Raw genomic sequence first — 14,810 nt, forward strand, 5'->3', positions numbered from 1 at the left:
CACCGCCTTTTTTAGTAAAACCATTCACTAAATGTACATTCATATTTTTAAAATCCTCTACAAATTTTAGAAAAAACAATCAAAATTATGATTTTTTGTGTTTAGGGTATTGAAATTTCCTATATTATTTTATAAAATAAGGGTAAAAGGCTATGAAAAAGTAATACGTTTACAAGAAAATGGAAGCGGTTACTAAAGGAGGATTTTATGGAAAAAGGCCATTGGAATCGTAAAAGAGTCTACAGCATTCGTAAGTTTGCCGTAGGCGCTTGCTCTGTCATGATTGGAACCTGTGCGGTTCTATTTGGAGGAAGTGTCATTGGAGAATCACCAGTTTTCGCGGACGAAACTCCTATCGCCCACACTGTAGAACAAGCAAAAGAGGAAAGTCCGGCAGTGGAGGAAAAAGAAGATCAAACTGTAGCAGAGCACAAGGATGTTACAAGTGTCGACCAAAGTCACGCTGCTCCAATTGAAGCAAGCAAGCCAGAGAAGAAAGAAGATGAACCTGTAGCTCCAACAGAGGAGAAAGCGTCACTAAAACCTGAAGAAACAGCTCCAAAGGTAGAATCTCAAGCTTCAAGTCAAGAAAAGCCTGTCAAGGAAGATTTGAAAGCTGCGACAAATGAAGAAGTGAATCAAATGATTGAAGATAGAAAAGTGAATTTTAATCAAAATTGGCACTTTAAACTCAATGCGAATCCTAAAGAAGCTGTGAAATCAGATGCCGATGTATCAACATGGCAAAAATTGGATCTCCCACACGACTGGAGTATATTTAACGATTTTGACCATCAGTCACCTGCTCAAAACGAGGGTGGACAGCTCAATGGTGGTGAAGCTTGGTATCGCAAGACCTTTAAACTTGATGAAAAAGATCTCAAGAAAAATGTTCGTGTGACCTTTGATGGTGTCTACATGGACTCTCAAGTCTATGTCAATGGCCAGTTAGTGGGACACTATCCAAATGGTTACAACCAGTTCTCATACGATATCACCAAATATCTTCACAAAGATGGTCGTGAGAATGTGATTGCTGTCCATGCGGTTAACAAACAACCAAGTAGCCGTTGGTACTCAGGTAGTGGTATCTACCGTGATGTGACCTTGCAAGTGACAGATAAGGTTCATGTTGAGAAAAATGGAACAACCATCTTAACACCAAAGCTAGAACAACAGCAACATGGCAAGGTTGAAACGCATGTGACCAGCAAAATTGTCAATACAGACGATAAAGACCATGAACTGGTGGCAGAGTATCAAATCGTTGAACGTGGTGGTCAGGCTGTAACAGGTGTGGTTCGTACAGCGAGCCGTACCTTGAAAGCACATGAGTCAACAAGCCTAGATGCGATTTTAGAAGTTGAACAACCAAAACTCTGGACCGTTTTAAATGACAAACCTGCCTTGTACGAATTGATTACGCGTGTTTACCGTGATGGTCAATTAGTCGATGCTAAGAAAGATTTGTTTGGTTACCGTTACTATCATTGGACTCCAAATGAAGGTTTCTCTTTGAATGGTGAACGCATTAAATTCCATGGTGTTTCCTTGCACCATGACCACGGAGCGCTTGGAGCAGAAGAAAACTATAAGGCAGAATACCGTCGTCTCAAACAAATGAAGGAGATGGGCGTTAACGCCATCCGTACAACTCATAACCCTGCAAGTCCACAGACCTTGCAAATCGCAGCAGAACTTGGTTTGCTCGTTCAGGAAGAGGCCTTTGATACTTGGTATGGTGGTAAGAAACCTTATGACTACGGACGTTTCTTTGAAAAAGACGCAACTCACCCAGAAGCTAGAAAAGGTGAAAAATGGTCTGACTATGATCTTCGTACCATGGTCGAAAGAGATAAAAACAACCCAGCTGTCTTCATGTGGTCTATCGGGAATGAAATCGGTGAAGCCAATGGTAATGCTCACTCTCTTGCAACGGTTAAACGCTTAGTAAAAGTGATTAAAGATGTTGATACTACACGTTATGTTACTATGGGAGCAGATAAGTTCCGCTTTGGTGATGGTAGTGGTGATCATGAGAAGATTGCTAATGAACTGGATGCGGTTGGTTTCAACTACTCAGAAGACAACTACAAGAAACTTCGTGCGAAACATCCAAACTGGTTGATTTATGGTTCAGAAACATCTTCAGCAACCCGTACACGCGGTAGCTATTATCGTCCTGAACAAGAATTGGTACATAGCAACCAAGCTTATCGTAACTATGAACAGTCAGATTATGGAAATGATCGTGTTGGTTGGGGTAAAACGGCAACCGCTTCATGGACCTTTGACCGTGACAACGCTGGCTATGCTGGACAGTTTATCTGGACAGGTACGGACTATATCGGTGAGCCTACACCATGGCACAACCAAAACCAAACTCCTGTTAAGAGCTCTTACTTTGGTATTGTAGATACAGCCGGTATTCCAAAAAATGACTTTTATCTCTACCAAAGCCAATGGGTTTCTGCCAAGAAGAAACCAATGGTGCACCTCCTTCCTCACTGGAACTGGGAAAACAAAGAATTAGCAGACAAAGTTGCTGACTCAGAAGGTAAGATCCCAGTTCGTGCCTACTCAAACGCTGCAAGCGTTGAATTGTTCTTGAACGGTCAATCTCTCGGTGTTAAAAAGTTCAACAAAAAACAAACCAGTGATGGCCGTACCTACCAAGAAGGTGCCAATGCTAAGGAACTCTATCTTGAGTGGAAGGTTGCTTATCAACCAGGTACTTTGGAAGCTGTAGCTCGCGATGAAGCTGGAAAAGAAATTGCACGTGACAAGATTACCACTGCAGGCCAACCAGCAGGTGTTCGCCTCGTCAAGGAAGAACACGCAATCGCAGCAGATGGAAAAGACTTGACTTACATCTACTACGAAATCGTTGACAGTGAAGGGAATGTAGTCCCAACTGCCAATAATCTGGTTCGTTTCCAATTGCATGGACAAGGTCAACTGGTCGGTGTTGATAATGGGGAACAAGCCAGCCGTGAACGCTACAAGGCGCAACCAGACGGTTCTTGGATCCGCAGAGCCTTTAACGGTAAAGGTGTTGCCATTGTCAAATCAACTGAACAAGCAGGTAAATTCACACTAACAGCCCATTCAGATCTCTTGAAATCTGGTCAAGTAACAGTCTTTACTGGTAAGAAAGAAGGACAAGAAAAGACCGTACTCGGAACAGAAGTACCAAAAGTACGTACTGTTATTGAGAAAGAGCCAAAAATGCCGAAGACAGTCGGTTTTATCTACAGTGATGGCAGTCGTGAAAAACGTCCAGTAACTTGGTCTTCAGTTGATGTGAGCCAAGCAGGAGTTGTGACTGTTAAAGGTATGGCAGACGGACGTGAAGTTGAGGCCCGTGTCGAAATTCTAGCAATTGCGAAAGAACTACCAACTGTTAAACGTGTTGCTCCAGGAACAGACTTGAGTGCTGTTGATAAATATGTTTCTATCGCTGTAACGGATGGAAGCGTTCAAGAATACGAAGTTGATAAGTGGGAGATTGCGGAAGCAGATAAAGCTAAACTGTCAGTTGCAGGATCACGTATTCCAATGACTGGCCAACTGGGTGGTGAGACTATTCACGCTACCCTTGTAGTAGAAGAAGGTGAGGCTGCGGCACCTGCAGTACCAACTGTAACGGTTGGTGGTGAAGCTGTCACTGGTCTTACTACTCAAAATCCAATGCAATATCGAACTCTTGCTTACGGTGCATCCTTGCCAGAAGTTGTAGCAAGTGCTGAAAATGCGGATGTTACTGTAGTCCAAGCAAGTGCAGCAAACGGCATGCGCGCAAGCATCTATGTTCAACCAAAAGATGGTGGCCCTCTCCAAACCTATGCAATTCAATTCCTTGAAGAAGCACCAAAAATTGACCACTTGAGCCTACAAGTGGAACAAGCTGACAGCCTCAAAGAAGACCAAACAGTGAAATTGTCGGTTCGAGCTCACTATCAAGACGGAACACAAGCAGCTTTACCAGCTGATAAAGTGACCTTCTCTACAAGTGGTGAAGGGGAAGTCGCAGTTCGTAGGGGAATGCTTGAGTTGCATAAGCCAGGAACAGTCACTCTCAAAGCAGAATATGAGGGGGCTACAGGTCAAATCGATCTCACGATTCATGCCAATACTGAGAAAAAAGTAGCTCAATCTATCCGTCCAGTAAACGTAGTAACAGACTTGCATCAGGAACCTACTCTTCCAACAACAGTAACTGTTGAGTATGACAAAGGTTTCCCTAAAACTCATAAAGTCATTTGGCAAGCTATTCCGAAAGAAAAACTAGACTCCTATCAAACATTTGAAGTACTAGGTAAAGTTGAAGGAATTGACCTTGAAGCGCGTGCTAAAGTCTCTGTAGAAGGTATTGTTTCGGTTGAAGAAGTCAGTGTGACAACACCAATCGCTGAAGCACCACAATTACCAGAAAGTGTTCGTACCTACGATTCAAATGGTCACGTTTCATCAGCTAAGGTTACTTGGGATACGATTCGTTCAGAGCAATACGCCAAGGAAGGTGTCTTTACAGTTAATGGTCGCCTAGAAGGTACGCAATTAACTACCAAACTTCATGTTCGTGTGTCAGCTCAAACTGAGCAAGGAGCAAATATTTCTGACCAATGGACCGGTTCAGAATTGCCACTGGCCTTTGCTTCAGACTCAAATCCAAGCGACCCTGTTTCAAACGTCAACGATAAATTGATTTCATTTAATGACCGCCCAGCCAACCGTTGGACAAACTGGAACCGTACTAATCCAGAAGCTTCAGTCGGTGTCCTATTCGGAGATTCAGGTATCTTGAGCAAACGTTCAGTTGATAATCTAAGTGTCGGATTCCATGAAGACCACGGAGTTGGTGTACCGAAGTCTTATGTGATTGAGTATTATGTCGGTAAGACCGTTCCAACAGCTCCTAAAAACCCTAGCTTTGTAGGTGAGGAAAACCATGTCTTTAACGATCCTGCAAACTGGAAAGAGGTAAGCAATCTCAAAGCACCAGCTCAATTAAAAGCTGGGGAAATGAATCACTTTAGCTTTGATAAAGTTGAAACCTATGCTGTCCGTATTCGTATGGTTCGACTTGATAGCAAGAAAGGAACTTCTATCACAGAAGTACAAATCTTTGCAAAACAAGTCGCGGCAGCCAAACAAGGACAAACAAGAATCCAAGTTGACGGTAAAGACTTAGCAAACTTCAATCCTGATTTGACAGACTACTATCTTGAGTCTGTAGATGGAAAAGTTCCTGCAGTAACAGCAAGTGTTAGCAACAATGGTCTTGCTACCGTTGTTCCGAGCGTTCGCGAAGGTGAGCCAGTTCGTGTTATCGCTAAGGCTGAAAATGGTGATATCTTAGGAGAATACCGTCTGCACTTCACAAGCAATAAAGATTTGCTCTCTCGTAAACCAGTTGCAGCGGTCAAACAAGCTCGCTTGGTACAAGTAGGACAACCGCTTGAATTGCCAACTAAGGTTCCGGTTTACTTCACAGGTAAAGATGGTTATGAAACAAAAGACTTAGCAGTTGAATGGGAAGAAGTTCCAGCAGAAAAGCTGACAAAAGCAGGTCAATTTACCGTTCGAGGCCATGTCCTTGGTAGTGATCTTGTTGCTGAGTTCACTGTACGAGTGACAGACAAACTAGGCGAAGCTCTCTCAAATAACCCAGAGTATGATGAAAATAGTAACCAGGCCTTTGCTTCCGCAACTAATGATATTGATCCAAGTTCACATGACCGTGTAGACTATATCAATGATGGAGACCACAATGAAAATCGTCGTTGGACAAACTGGTCTCCAACACCATCTTCTAACCCAGAAGTATCAGCAGGTGTGATTTTCCGTGAAAATGGTAAGATTGTCGAACGGACTGTTGCGCAAGCTAAACTTCATTTCTTTGCAGATAGTGGTACGGATGCACCATCTAAACTCGTTTTGGAACGCTATATTGGCCCAGACTTTGAAGTGCCTACCTACTATTCGAACTACCAATCCTATGATGCAGCCCATCCATTCAACAATCCAGAAAATTGGGAAGCTGTGCCTTATCGTGCGGATAAAGACATTGCAGCTGGTGATGAAATCAACGTAACATTTAAAGCTGTCAAAGCCAAAGCCATGAGATGGCGCATGGAGCGTAAAGCAGACAAGAGCGGTGTTGCGATGATTGAGATGACCTTCCTTGCTCCGAGTGAATTGCCTCAAGAAAGTACCCAATCGAAGATTCTTGTAGATGGAAAAGAGCTTCCTGACTTCGCTGAAGATCGTCAAGACTACCAAATCACCTATAAAGGTCAACGTCCAAAAGTCTCAGTCGAAGAAAGCAATCAAGTAGCTTCAACAGTTGTAGATAGCGGAGACGATAGCCTTCCAGTACTTGTTCGCCTTGTTTCAGAAAGTGGAAAACAAGTCAAGGAATACCATATCCACTTAACTAAGGAAAAACCAGTTTCTGAGAAGACTGTTGCTGCTGTACAAGAGGAACTTCCAAAACTCGAATTTGTTGAAAAAGATTTGGCCTACAAGACAGTTGAGAAAAAGGATTCAACGCTGTATCTAGGTGAAACTCGCGTAGAACAAGAAGGAAAAGTTGGTAAGGAACGTATCTTTACAGCGATTAATCCTGATGGAAGTAAGGAAGAAAAACTCCGTGAAGTGGTAGAAGCTCCGACAGACCGCATCGTCTTGGTTGGAACGAAACTAGGAACCTCCCTTCCAGAAGATGAAGTGAAGAACCTTGTCCTTAACAGACCAGAACTTGTAATCGAAGAAGAAACAATTGACTTCAAGGTTCAGGAACGTAAGTCTGATAAGTTGTATCTAGGTGAAACTCGTATCCTCCAAGAAGGTCAAAAGGGTATTCGCATTCACTTGATCGAGGTTGAAAATGGTAAGCGGACTGAAAAAGAAAGCTATGATAAAGTTATAGCTCAGGATCGCATCGTAGAAGTAGGAACGAAGCAAGGAACCGCCCTTCCAGAAGATGAAGTGAAGAACCTTGTCCTTAACAGACCAGAACTTGTAATCGAAGAAGAAATCATTGATTTCAAGGTTCAGGAACAAAAGAACGATAAGCTTCCAGTAGGTCAAACCCGTGTTCTCCAAGAAGGACAAAAAGGTATCCGTGTTCACTTGATTGAAGTTGAAAATGGCAAGCGAACTGAAAAAGAAAGCTATGATAAAGTCGTGGCTCAGGATCGCATCGTAGAAGTAGGTACGGCTGGTGAAACGACTAAACCAGTACCGCAAGAGTCTACAAAACCACAAGTATCAGAAAAAACAGATACAAAACAAAACACTTCAAGTGAAGCTAGTCAGGTTCAAAAAGAGCAGTTACCAAATACAGGAAGTGCAGAAGGTCAAGCAGCTCTAGCAGCAGGCTTAGCTCTTCTTGGTTTGAGTGCAGGATTAGTAGCCACTAAAGGCAAAAAAGAGGATTAGATATTTTTGATACCTTATTTGCCATTTAAGACCTGAGAGAAACTCTCGTCTCAGATAAAAAGTCCTTAGAATACAAGTTTCTAAGGGCTTTTCTTTGTGTAAAATCGTATAATTTTACTGTCTGTGTAATTTTGGAGAGAAAGCAAGAATCCCTAGAAGGCATTTTCTAGAGATTTCATTATTGTTTCAGTAAGAACAATTCAACAATCATAGCGATATAGAGGACTAAGGTCAAGAGGAAACCTGCTCTCCAGAAGAATTTGATAAATTTAGGGTAGTAAAAACTTCTTTTTTTGAGGAGAAAAAAGATAACTAGGAGGATTGCTAGGAGAGAAAGTGCGACTCCAAGTCGTGGTAGAAAGTTGTGGGTAAAGGCTTTAGCAGTAATCAGATAGTACTCAAATACCAAAAGTGGAAAAGCTACATCCGCGAAATTAAATCCTATTTTCCTGAGTCCGAAAAGCTTGGTGACAATAAAGCAAACCACCAAGGTTAATATCAATAATAAAATAGATGCTATTTTCATTAAAATCATACCCATATTGTATCATAAAAAAACGCTAAAGGAAATGAGAAACAAGGGAATTTGTTGGAAAGTCAGGCTTTTGAGATTGTGGGTGTTTTTTGCTATAATGAAAGTTATGAAATCTTATAATACCTTGAATGATTATTATCGAAAACTTTTTGGAGAAAAGACTTTCAAAGTTCCTATTGATGCGGGATTTGACTGTCCCAATCGGGATGGAACTGTAGCCCATGGTGGTTGTACTTTTTGTACGGTTTCAGGTTCTGGAGATGCCATCGTGGCACCGGATGCCCCTATCCGCGAGCAATTTTATAAGGAAATTGACTTTATGCACCGCAAATGGCCAGATGTTAAAAAATATCTAGTTTATTTCCAAAACTTTACCAACACCCATGAAAAGGTGGAAGTGATTCGGGAGCGATATGAGCAGGCTATCAACGAGCCAGGTGTAGTAGGAATCAATATTGGAACGCGTCCAGACTGTCTGCCAGACGAAACCATCGAATATTTGGCTGAGTTATCGGAACGCATGCATGTGACGGTAGAATTGGGCTTGCAGACCACCTTTGAAGCAACATCTGACCTGATTAACCGTGCTCATTCCTATGAATTGTATGTTGAAACAGTAAAACGCTTGAGTAAATATCCCAAGATTGAGATTGTTTCCCATTTGATCAATGGTTTGCCCGGTGAGACTCATGAGATGATGGTCGAAAATGTCCGCCGCTGCGTAACGGATAACGATATTCAAGGGATCAAACTGCACTTGCTTCACCTCATGACAAATACTCGTATGCAGCGAGATTACCACGAAGGACGCTTGCAACTGATGAGTCAGGACGAGTATGTCAAAGTTATCTGTGACCAACTGGAAATTATTCCCAAGCATATCGTCATCCATCGGATCACAGGAGATGCACCTAGAGATATGTTGATTGGTCCCATGTGGAGCCTCAATAAATGGGAAGTGCTAAATGCTATTGAAACTGAGATGAGACGTCGTGGAAGTGTGCAAGGATGCAAGGCTGTAAAACAGGAGTTTGAAAATGAAAAGACCACTTGAGATGGCGCATGATTTTTTGGCGGAAGTTGTGACAAAAGAGGATATTGTAGTGGATGCGACCATGGGCAATGGTCATGATACCCTTTTTCTAGCCAAGTTAGCCAAGCGAGTCTATGCCTTTGATATCCAGGAGCAGGCTTTGGAGAAGACGCAAGAGCGTTTGGATCAGGCTGGAATGACAAATGCCCAGTTAATCTTGCAAGGTCATGAGACACTAGACCAGTTTGTGACAGAAGCTAAGGCAGGGATTTTTAATCTGGGTTATCTGCCTTCTGCTGACAAATCCGTCATCACTCAACCTCAGACTACTATCGAAGCCTTAGAAAAGCTGTGCCATTTGCTTGTCAAAGGGGGACGGATTGCCATTATGATCTACTATGGTCATGAAGGAGGAGACACCGAGAGGGATGCTGTGTTGGATTTTGTTAGCCAGTTGAACCAACAAGAGTATACAGCTACCATTTATCGTACACTCAACCAAGTTAACAATCCACCGTTTTTAGTTATGATTGAAAAATTAGAAAGGTATAGACATGGATAAACAATACCTTCGTGAGAAGCTTGAGGCAATGCGCCAAAATTTTGTCGAGTCAACGCATCATGAGCGAGCAGTCGGAGTGCTCGACGAAGCACATATGAGCAAGAAAATGCTTAAAATCAAGAAAAAATTAGTGGCTCTTGAAATGGAACGATGTCAGAAAAAAATTGAGCACAAAGACTGTTCTAAGATTGATCAGAAAATCCAAGAGCAAAAGGAGATTTTTGAATCTTGTTGTAAAAAAGATTAAGGAGGAATTGTGTGGAATTACTCATTTACTTGATTCTATTTTTATTTGTCTTAATCATTTCAACTACGACCAATAAACTTCTCCCTTTTTTGCCCCTTCCTCTTGTACAAATCCTTTTGGGGATTGGGATAGGTTTATTTGTTCCCGATGCGGACTTTCATCTCAATACAGAGCTGTTTCTAGCCATGGTTATTGGTCCCTTACTTTTCCGAGAGGCAGAAGAAGCGGATATTACGTCCATTTTGAAGCACTGGCGGATTGTTGTCTTTCTGATCTTTCCTGTGATTTTTATCTCGACCTTAAGCTTGGGGGGCATGGCTCACTTCCTTTGGATGACTCTTCCTTTGGCGGCTTGTTTAGCAGTTGGAGCGGCACTTGGGCCAACAGATTTGGTTGCCTTCGCATCTCTTTCTGAACGTTTTCGTTTTCCTAAACGGGTTTCTAATATTCTAAAAGGGGAAGGACTCTTAAATGACGCTTCTGGTTTGGTTGCCTTTCAGATGGCTCTGGCTGCTTGGACAACAGGAACGTTTTCTCTAAGCCAAGCTGGGACTTCCCTAGCACTTTCTATCCTTGGTGGTTTTGTAGTCGGTTTTGTGACGGCTATGGTAAATCGTTTCCTGCATACCTTTTTATTGAGTGTGCGAGCGATAGATATAGCCAGCGAACTATTGCTAGAGCTAAGTTTGCCACTCATGACCTTTTTTATCGCAGAAGAGTTTCATGTTTCAGGGATTATCGCCGTAGTAGTTGCAGGTATTTTGAAGGCCAGTCGCTTTAAGAAAATTACGCTCCTTGAGGCTCAGGTAGACACCGTAACGGAGACCGTCTGGCATACCGTGACATTTATGCTAAACGGATCAGTCTTTGTTCTCTTGGGAATGGAATTAGAATTGATAGCGGAGCCAATTTTGTCTAATTCTCTCTACAATCCCCTTCTTTTACTGCTTTCAGTTGTCGTTCTGACCTTCTTGCTTTTTGCGATCCGCTTTGTCATGATTGCTGGTTTTTACTTTGTGAGGACGCGTCGACTTAAGAAAAAAATTCATAAGTACATGAAAGATATGCTTCTTTTGACTTTCTCTGGTGTCAAAGGGACAGTATCTATCGCGACCATTCTCCTCATACCAAGTCATTTAGAGCAGGAATACCCTCTCTTACTCTTCCTTGTAGCAGGCGTTACACTGTTGAGCTTTTTAACGGGTTTACTGGTTCTCCCTCACTTATCTGAAGAACAAGAGGAAAGCAAGGATCATTTGATGCATATTGCGATTCTGAATGATGTAGCTGCAGAATTAGAAAAAGAGCTGGACCATCACAAGAACAAACTTCCTCTTTATGCAGCTATTGATAATTATCATGGTCGAATTGAAAACCTCATCCTTAGTCTGGAAAATAAGAGAGTCCAAGAGGACTGGGAGTCCCTAAAGCTTCTTATCTTGAGTATTGAGAGTGACGGTTTGGAGCAAGCCTACGAAGAAAATAGAATCAGCGAGCGTGGCTATCGAGTTTACCAACGTTACCTAAAAAGCATGGAGCAGAGTATCAATAGGAATTTCGCTTCTAGAGTGACTTATTACTTCCTAGTTTCATTACGGATACTGCGCTTTCTACTCCATGAAATGTTTACCTTTGGCAAAACTTTCCGTAGTTGGATGAATGAAGAATCTCGTAAACTACTAGCAGTTGACTATGATCAGATTTCAGAGTTGTATTTGGAAAATACAGAGCTGATTATCGAGAGTTTGGAAAACCTCAAAGGGGTTTACAAGAGTTCTCTGATTAGTTTTATGCAAGAATCTCGTCTACGCGAGACGGCCATTATCGGAAGTGGTGCCTTTGTTGAGCGGGTTATCAATCGCATCAAGCCAAACAATATCGATGAAATGCTACGAGGCTACTATCTCGAACGTAAGGCAATCTTTGAATACGAAGAAGCTAAACTGATAACAGCCAAGTATGCCAAAAAACTACGCCAAAATGTGAATAATTTAGAGAATTATTCTCTGAAAGAGGCTGCAAATACCTTGCCTTATGATATGCTAGATTTAATCAGAAGAACTTAAATGATGAAGAAAATGACGGAGGATGGAACATGAAAAAGTGGTGGAAAGAGCTGATGGACAGGCCCTTATTGAAAGCTTTTTTGCATTATTATCAAGCATCTGATAGCGAGTTGACCAGTGTTGCGGTTGCCTACTATTGGTTGATTTCAATCTTTCCTTTGCTAATGATAATGGTCAATATTTTGCCTTATTTTCAGATTCCGGTCTCAAATTTCTTACTTACAATCAAGGAATTCTTGCCTGATACGGTGTATGATGTGGTTGCCAAGATTGTCCGAGAAGTTCTGACTCAACCATCAACTGGTTTGTTGAGTTTTGCCGTTTTATCTGCACTCTGGACCTTTTCGAAATCAATGGATTTCCTTCAAAAAGCTTTTAACAAAGCCTATGGGGTGACCAAAAGTCGAGGGATTATCTCCCATCAGTTGATGAGTTTGCTTGTTAGCCTCGGCTTGCAGATTCTTTTTGCCCTAGCCTTGTTTTTGAGTATGTTTGGTCGTATGTTGCTCAACCTCCTCAAAACTTACTGGCAATCAGACAGCCCACTATTCTCTTACTTGCAAGATTTTACAGGCCCTCTAGTCTATGCCTTGATCTTTGCCATTCTAGTCATGATTTACTATTTCCTTCCAAAAGTAAAAACACCACGAATCCGCTATGTTTTACCAGGAAGTGTCTTTGTCTTGCTAACTCTTATCTTTTTATTGAATATCTTTTCTGTCTATTTTAATAACTATGTCAATCACCTAGTGGATGTCCGATTTTTCAGTTCCATCATCGTGGTAGTCATGATGTTCTGGTTTATTCTTATTGCAAAGATTTTGATTATCGGAGCAGTTATCAATGCCAGTGTTCAGAGCTTGAAAGATCCAACCTTTACAATAAACTAACTAATAAAGTTATCCATTACAAAACGCATAGGATCAAATCTGATTCTATGCGTTTTTTGATTATGAAAATTAATAGATAAACATGGCATCACCGAAACTGAAAAAACGGTAGCGTTCTTGAATAGCGTGCTGGTATGCATCTAAGACTAAGTCACGGCCTGCAAAGGCAGAAACCAACATGACGAGAGTTGATTTTGGCAGATGGAAGTTGGTTGAAAAGGCATCCACAACCTTCCATTCGTAACCAGGTTTGATAAAGATATTGGTCCAGCCAGAATCAGCCTGGATTTGCCCATCAAACTTGGAACCAATAGTCTCTAACGTGCGGATAGAGGTGGTTCCAACAGCGATGATACGGCCTCCATCTTCCTTAACAGAGCGAAGGGTGGCAGCTGCTTCCTCAGAAAGTTGATAGAATTCTGAGTGCATTTCGTGTTCGTCCAGATTGTCCACAGAAACAGGTCTAAAAGTTCCTAAACCAACGTGGAGAGTCAAATAAACCAAATGGACACCCTTGGCTTGGATTTCTGCTAGCAGTTCTTTGGTGAAGTGAAGACCAGCAGTCGGTGCTGCAGCAGAGCCACTTTCTTTAGCGTAGACCGTTTGATAGCGTTCACGGTCATCTAGTTTTTCGTGGATGTAGGGCGGTAGTGGCATTTCACCGAGACTTTCCAAGACTTCTAGAAAAATTCCTTGGTATTCAAAGCGGACAATGCGGCCCCCGTGGGTCAATTCTTCCGTAACGACAGTGCTGAGGCGACCATCACCAAAGTTGACACGAGTCCCGACCTTGAGGCGTTTGGCAGGTTTGGCGAGAACCTCCCACTCATCTCCACTGGTATTTTTGAGTAGGAGAAGCTCCACATGGCCTCCAGTTTCTTCCTTTTGACCATAGAGGCGGGCAGGGAGAACACGAGTGTCATTCATAACAAGAGCATCACCAGGTTCCAGCATATCAATAATAGAGTGGAAGTGTTTATCCTGCATTTCTCCCGTCTCACGATTAACGATAAGGAGTTTAGACGCATCCCGTTTTTCAAGGGGTGTTTGGGCAATCAATTCCTCAGGTAAGTGGAAATCAAAATCAGCTGTATTCATTTTTTCATCATTCTTTCTAAGTTCTAATCTTATCCATTATAACACGTTTCAAGTTTGGGCGCTCTTTTTTTAGAAATTAAATCGTTTTCACTTGACAAAAATTGGTCTATACCATATAATAAATATAGATTAAAACGGAGGATGAAAAGATGAAAGTTATTAAAGTTGAGAATCAAGTTGAAGGTGGAAAAGTTGCTTTTGAGATTTTGAAGGAAAAATTGGCCAATGGTGCTCAAACATTAGGACTTGCAACAGGAAGCAGTCCACTTGAGTTTTACAAGGAAATCGTTGAGAGTGACCTTGATTTTTCAAATCTAACCAGTGTCAACCTTGATGAGTACGTAGGACTTGACGGAGACAATCCTCAGTCTTATCGTCATTTTATGCAAGAACACTTATTCAACCAAAAACCATTTAAAGAAAGCTTCTTGCCTCGTGGGATTAAGGACAATGCTGAAGCAGAAGTAGAACGCTACAATCAAATTTTGGCTGACCATCCAGTTGACCTCCAAATCTTGGGAATCGGTCGCAATGGACATATCGGATTTAATGAACCAGGAACTGCCTTTGATAGCCAGACACACCTTGTAGACCTAGACCAGTCTACCATCGAAGCCAATGCTCGCTTCTTTGACAAGATTGAAGACGTTCCAACTCAAGCCATATCAATGGGGATTAAAAACATCTTGGATGCCAAGTCAATTATTCTCTTTGCTTACGGTGAGTCGAAAGCAGAAGCTATTGCTGGAACAGTATCAGGCCCAGTGACTGAGAATCTCCCAGCAAGTAGCTTGCAAAACCACCCTGATGTGACTATTATTGCGGATGCTGAAGCTCTAAGCTTGCTTGAAAAGTAAAATTACAAGAACCACTTGCTCTTTGGAGTGAGTGGCTTTTTACTTCAAATGTTCACCATCCTGCTAAAGTGGTATA

General features: G+C 41.9%; 9 protein-coding genes. 7 read left to right on the forward strand and 2 right to left on the reverse strand.

The genetic code is table 11. The annotated features are described in order from the left end of the window. Positions 1-207 precede the first annotated feature (207 nt). On the forward strand, positions 208-7,446 hold the full coding sequence (gene bgaA / locus HMPREF1125_RS07545) for an LPXTG-anchored adhesin/beta-galactosidase BgaA (RefSeq protein WP_000410698.1): 7,239 nt from the start codon (positions 208-210) through the stop codon (positions 7,444-7,446). A 178-nt stretch (positions 7,447-7,624) separates the two neighbouring features. Here bgaA and HMPREF1125_RS07550 read toward each other — a convergent pair whose 3' ends face one another. Continuing rightward, on the reverse strand, positions 7,625-7,987 hold the full coding sequence (locus HMPREF1125_RS07550) for a DUF3397 domain-containing protein (protein ID WP_002883113.1): 363 nt from the start codon (positions 7,985-7,987) through the stop codon (positions 7,625-7,627). Between the two features lie 91 nt (positions 7,988-8,078). Between HMPREF1125_RS07550 and HMPREF1125_RS07555 the strand changes: the two genes are divergently transcribed. From HMPREF1125_RS07555 to HMPREF1125_RS07575, 5 genes are read left to right on the forward strand one after another with little or no spacing between them, the layout of a single operon-like run. Then, entirely contained in the window at positions 8,079-9,035 is a 957-nt protein-coding gene (locus HMPREF1125_RS07555; RefSeq protein WP_000867019.1) for a TIGR01212 family radical SAM protein, read from the forward strand. Continuing rightward, positions 9,019-9,576 carry a tRNA (mnm(5)s(2)U34)-methyltransferase gene (locus HMPREF1125_RS07560; RefSeq protein ID WP_000828428.1) on the forward strand — a complete coding sequence of 186 codons (558 nt, stop codon included), beginning with the start codon at positions 9,019-9,021 and terminating at the stop codon, positions 9,574-9,576. The genes HMPREF1125_RS07555 and HMPREF1125_RS07560 overlap by 17 nt, the downstream gene beginning before the upstream one ends. Beyond that, positions 9,569-9,823 carry a hypothetical protein gene (locus HMPREF1125_RS07565; protein ID WP_000361094.1) on the forward strand — a complete coding sequence of 85 codons (255 nt, stop codon included), beginning with the start codon at positions 9,569-9,571 and terminating at the stop codon, positions 9,821-9,823. Before HMPREF1125_RS07560 ends, HMPREF1125_RS07565 begins: the two co-directional genes overlap by 8 nt. 11 nt (positions 9,824-9,834) lie before the next feature. Beyond that, positions 9,835-11,889 carry a cation:proton antiporter gene (locus HMPREF1125_RS07570; protein WP_000421616.1) on the forward strand — a complete coding sequence of 685 codons (2,055 nt, stop codon included), beginning with the start codon at positions 9,835-9,837 and terminating at the stop codon, positions 11,887-11,889. Positions 11,890-11,918: 29 nt separating this feature from the next. After that, complete coding sequence (locus HMPREF1125_RS07575) at positions 11,919-12,779, forward strand: YihY/virulence factor BrkB family protein (RefSeq protein WP_000759521.1); 861 nt, start codon at positions 11,919-11,921, stop codon at positions 12,777-12,779. A gap of 69 nt (positions 12,780-12,848) precedes the next feature. Here HMPREF1125_RS07575 and queA read toward each other — a convergent pair whose 3' ends face one another. Beyond that, positions 12,849-13,877: a tRNA preQ1(34) S-adenosylmethionine ribosyltransferase-isomerase QueA gene (queA, locus tag HMPREF1125_RS07580; protein WP_001090142.1), complete on the reverse strand. Its 1,029-nt coding sequence runs from the start codon at positions 13,875-13,877 to the stop codon at positions 12,849-12,851. Between the two features lie 149 nt (positions 13,878-14,026). Here queA and HMPREF1125_RS07585 point away from each other — a divergent pair, with 149 nt between their 5' ends. Continuing rightward, positions 14,027-14,734, forward strand: a complete 708-nt coding sequence (locus HMPREF1125_RS07585; protein WP_000864599.1) for a glucosamine-6-phosphate deaminase — start codon at positions 14,027-14,029, stop codon at positions 14,732-14,734. The last annotated feature ends 76 nt before the right edge of the window (positions 14,735-14,810 follow it).

Origin of the sequence: Streptococcus oralis SK304, assembly GCF_000287715.1 — a bacterium.
Classification (GTDB): Bacteria; Bacillota; Bacilli; order Lactobacillales; family Streptococcaceae; genus Streptococcus; species Streptococcus oralis_Y.

Bases quoted from the DNA above. Each gene is read 5' to 3' on its own strand.
- bgaA (WP_000410698.1), top strand. From the start codon at position 208: ATGGAAAAAGGCCATTGGAATCGTAAAAGAGTCTACAGCATTCGTAAG.
- HMPREF1125_RS07550 (WP_002883113.1), bottom strand. From the start codon at position 7,987: ATGGGTATGATTTTAATGAAAATAGCATCTATTTTATTATTGATATTA.
- HMPREF1125_RS07555 (WP_000867019.1), top strand. From the start codon at position 8,079: ATGAAAGTTATGAAATCTTATAATACCTTGAATGATTATTATCGAAAA.
- HMPREF1125_RS07560 (WP_000828428.1), top strand. From the start codon at position 9,019: ATGAAAAGACCACTTGAGATGGCGCATGATTTTTTGGCGGAAGTTGTG.
- HMPREF1125_RS07565 (WP_000361094.1), top strand. From the start codon at position 9,569: ATGGATAAACAATACCTTCGTGAGAAGCTTGAGGCAATGCGCCAAAAT.
- HMPREF1125_RS07575 (WP_000759521.1), top strand. From the start codon at position 11,919: ATGAAAAAGTGGTGGAAAGAGCTGATGGACAGGCCCTTATTGAAAGCT.
- queA (WP_001090142.1), bottom strand. From the start codon at position 13,877: ATGAATACAGCTGATTTTGATTTCCACTTACCTGAGGAATTGATTGCC.
- HMPREF1125_RS07585 (WP_000864599.1), top strand. From the start codon at position 14,027: ATGAAAGTTATTAAAGTTGAGAATCAAGTTGAAGGTGGAAAAGTTGCT.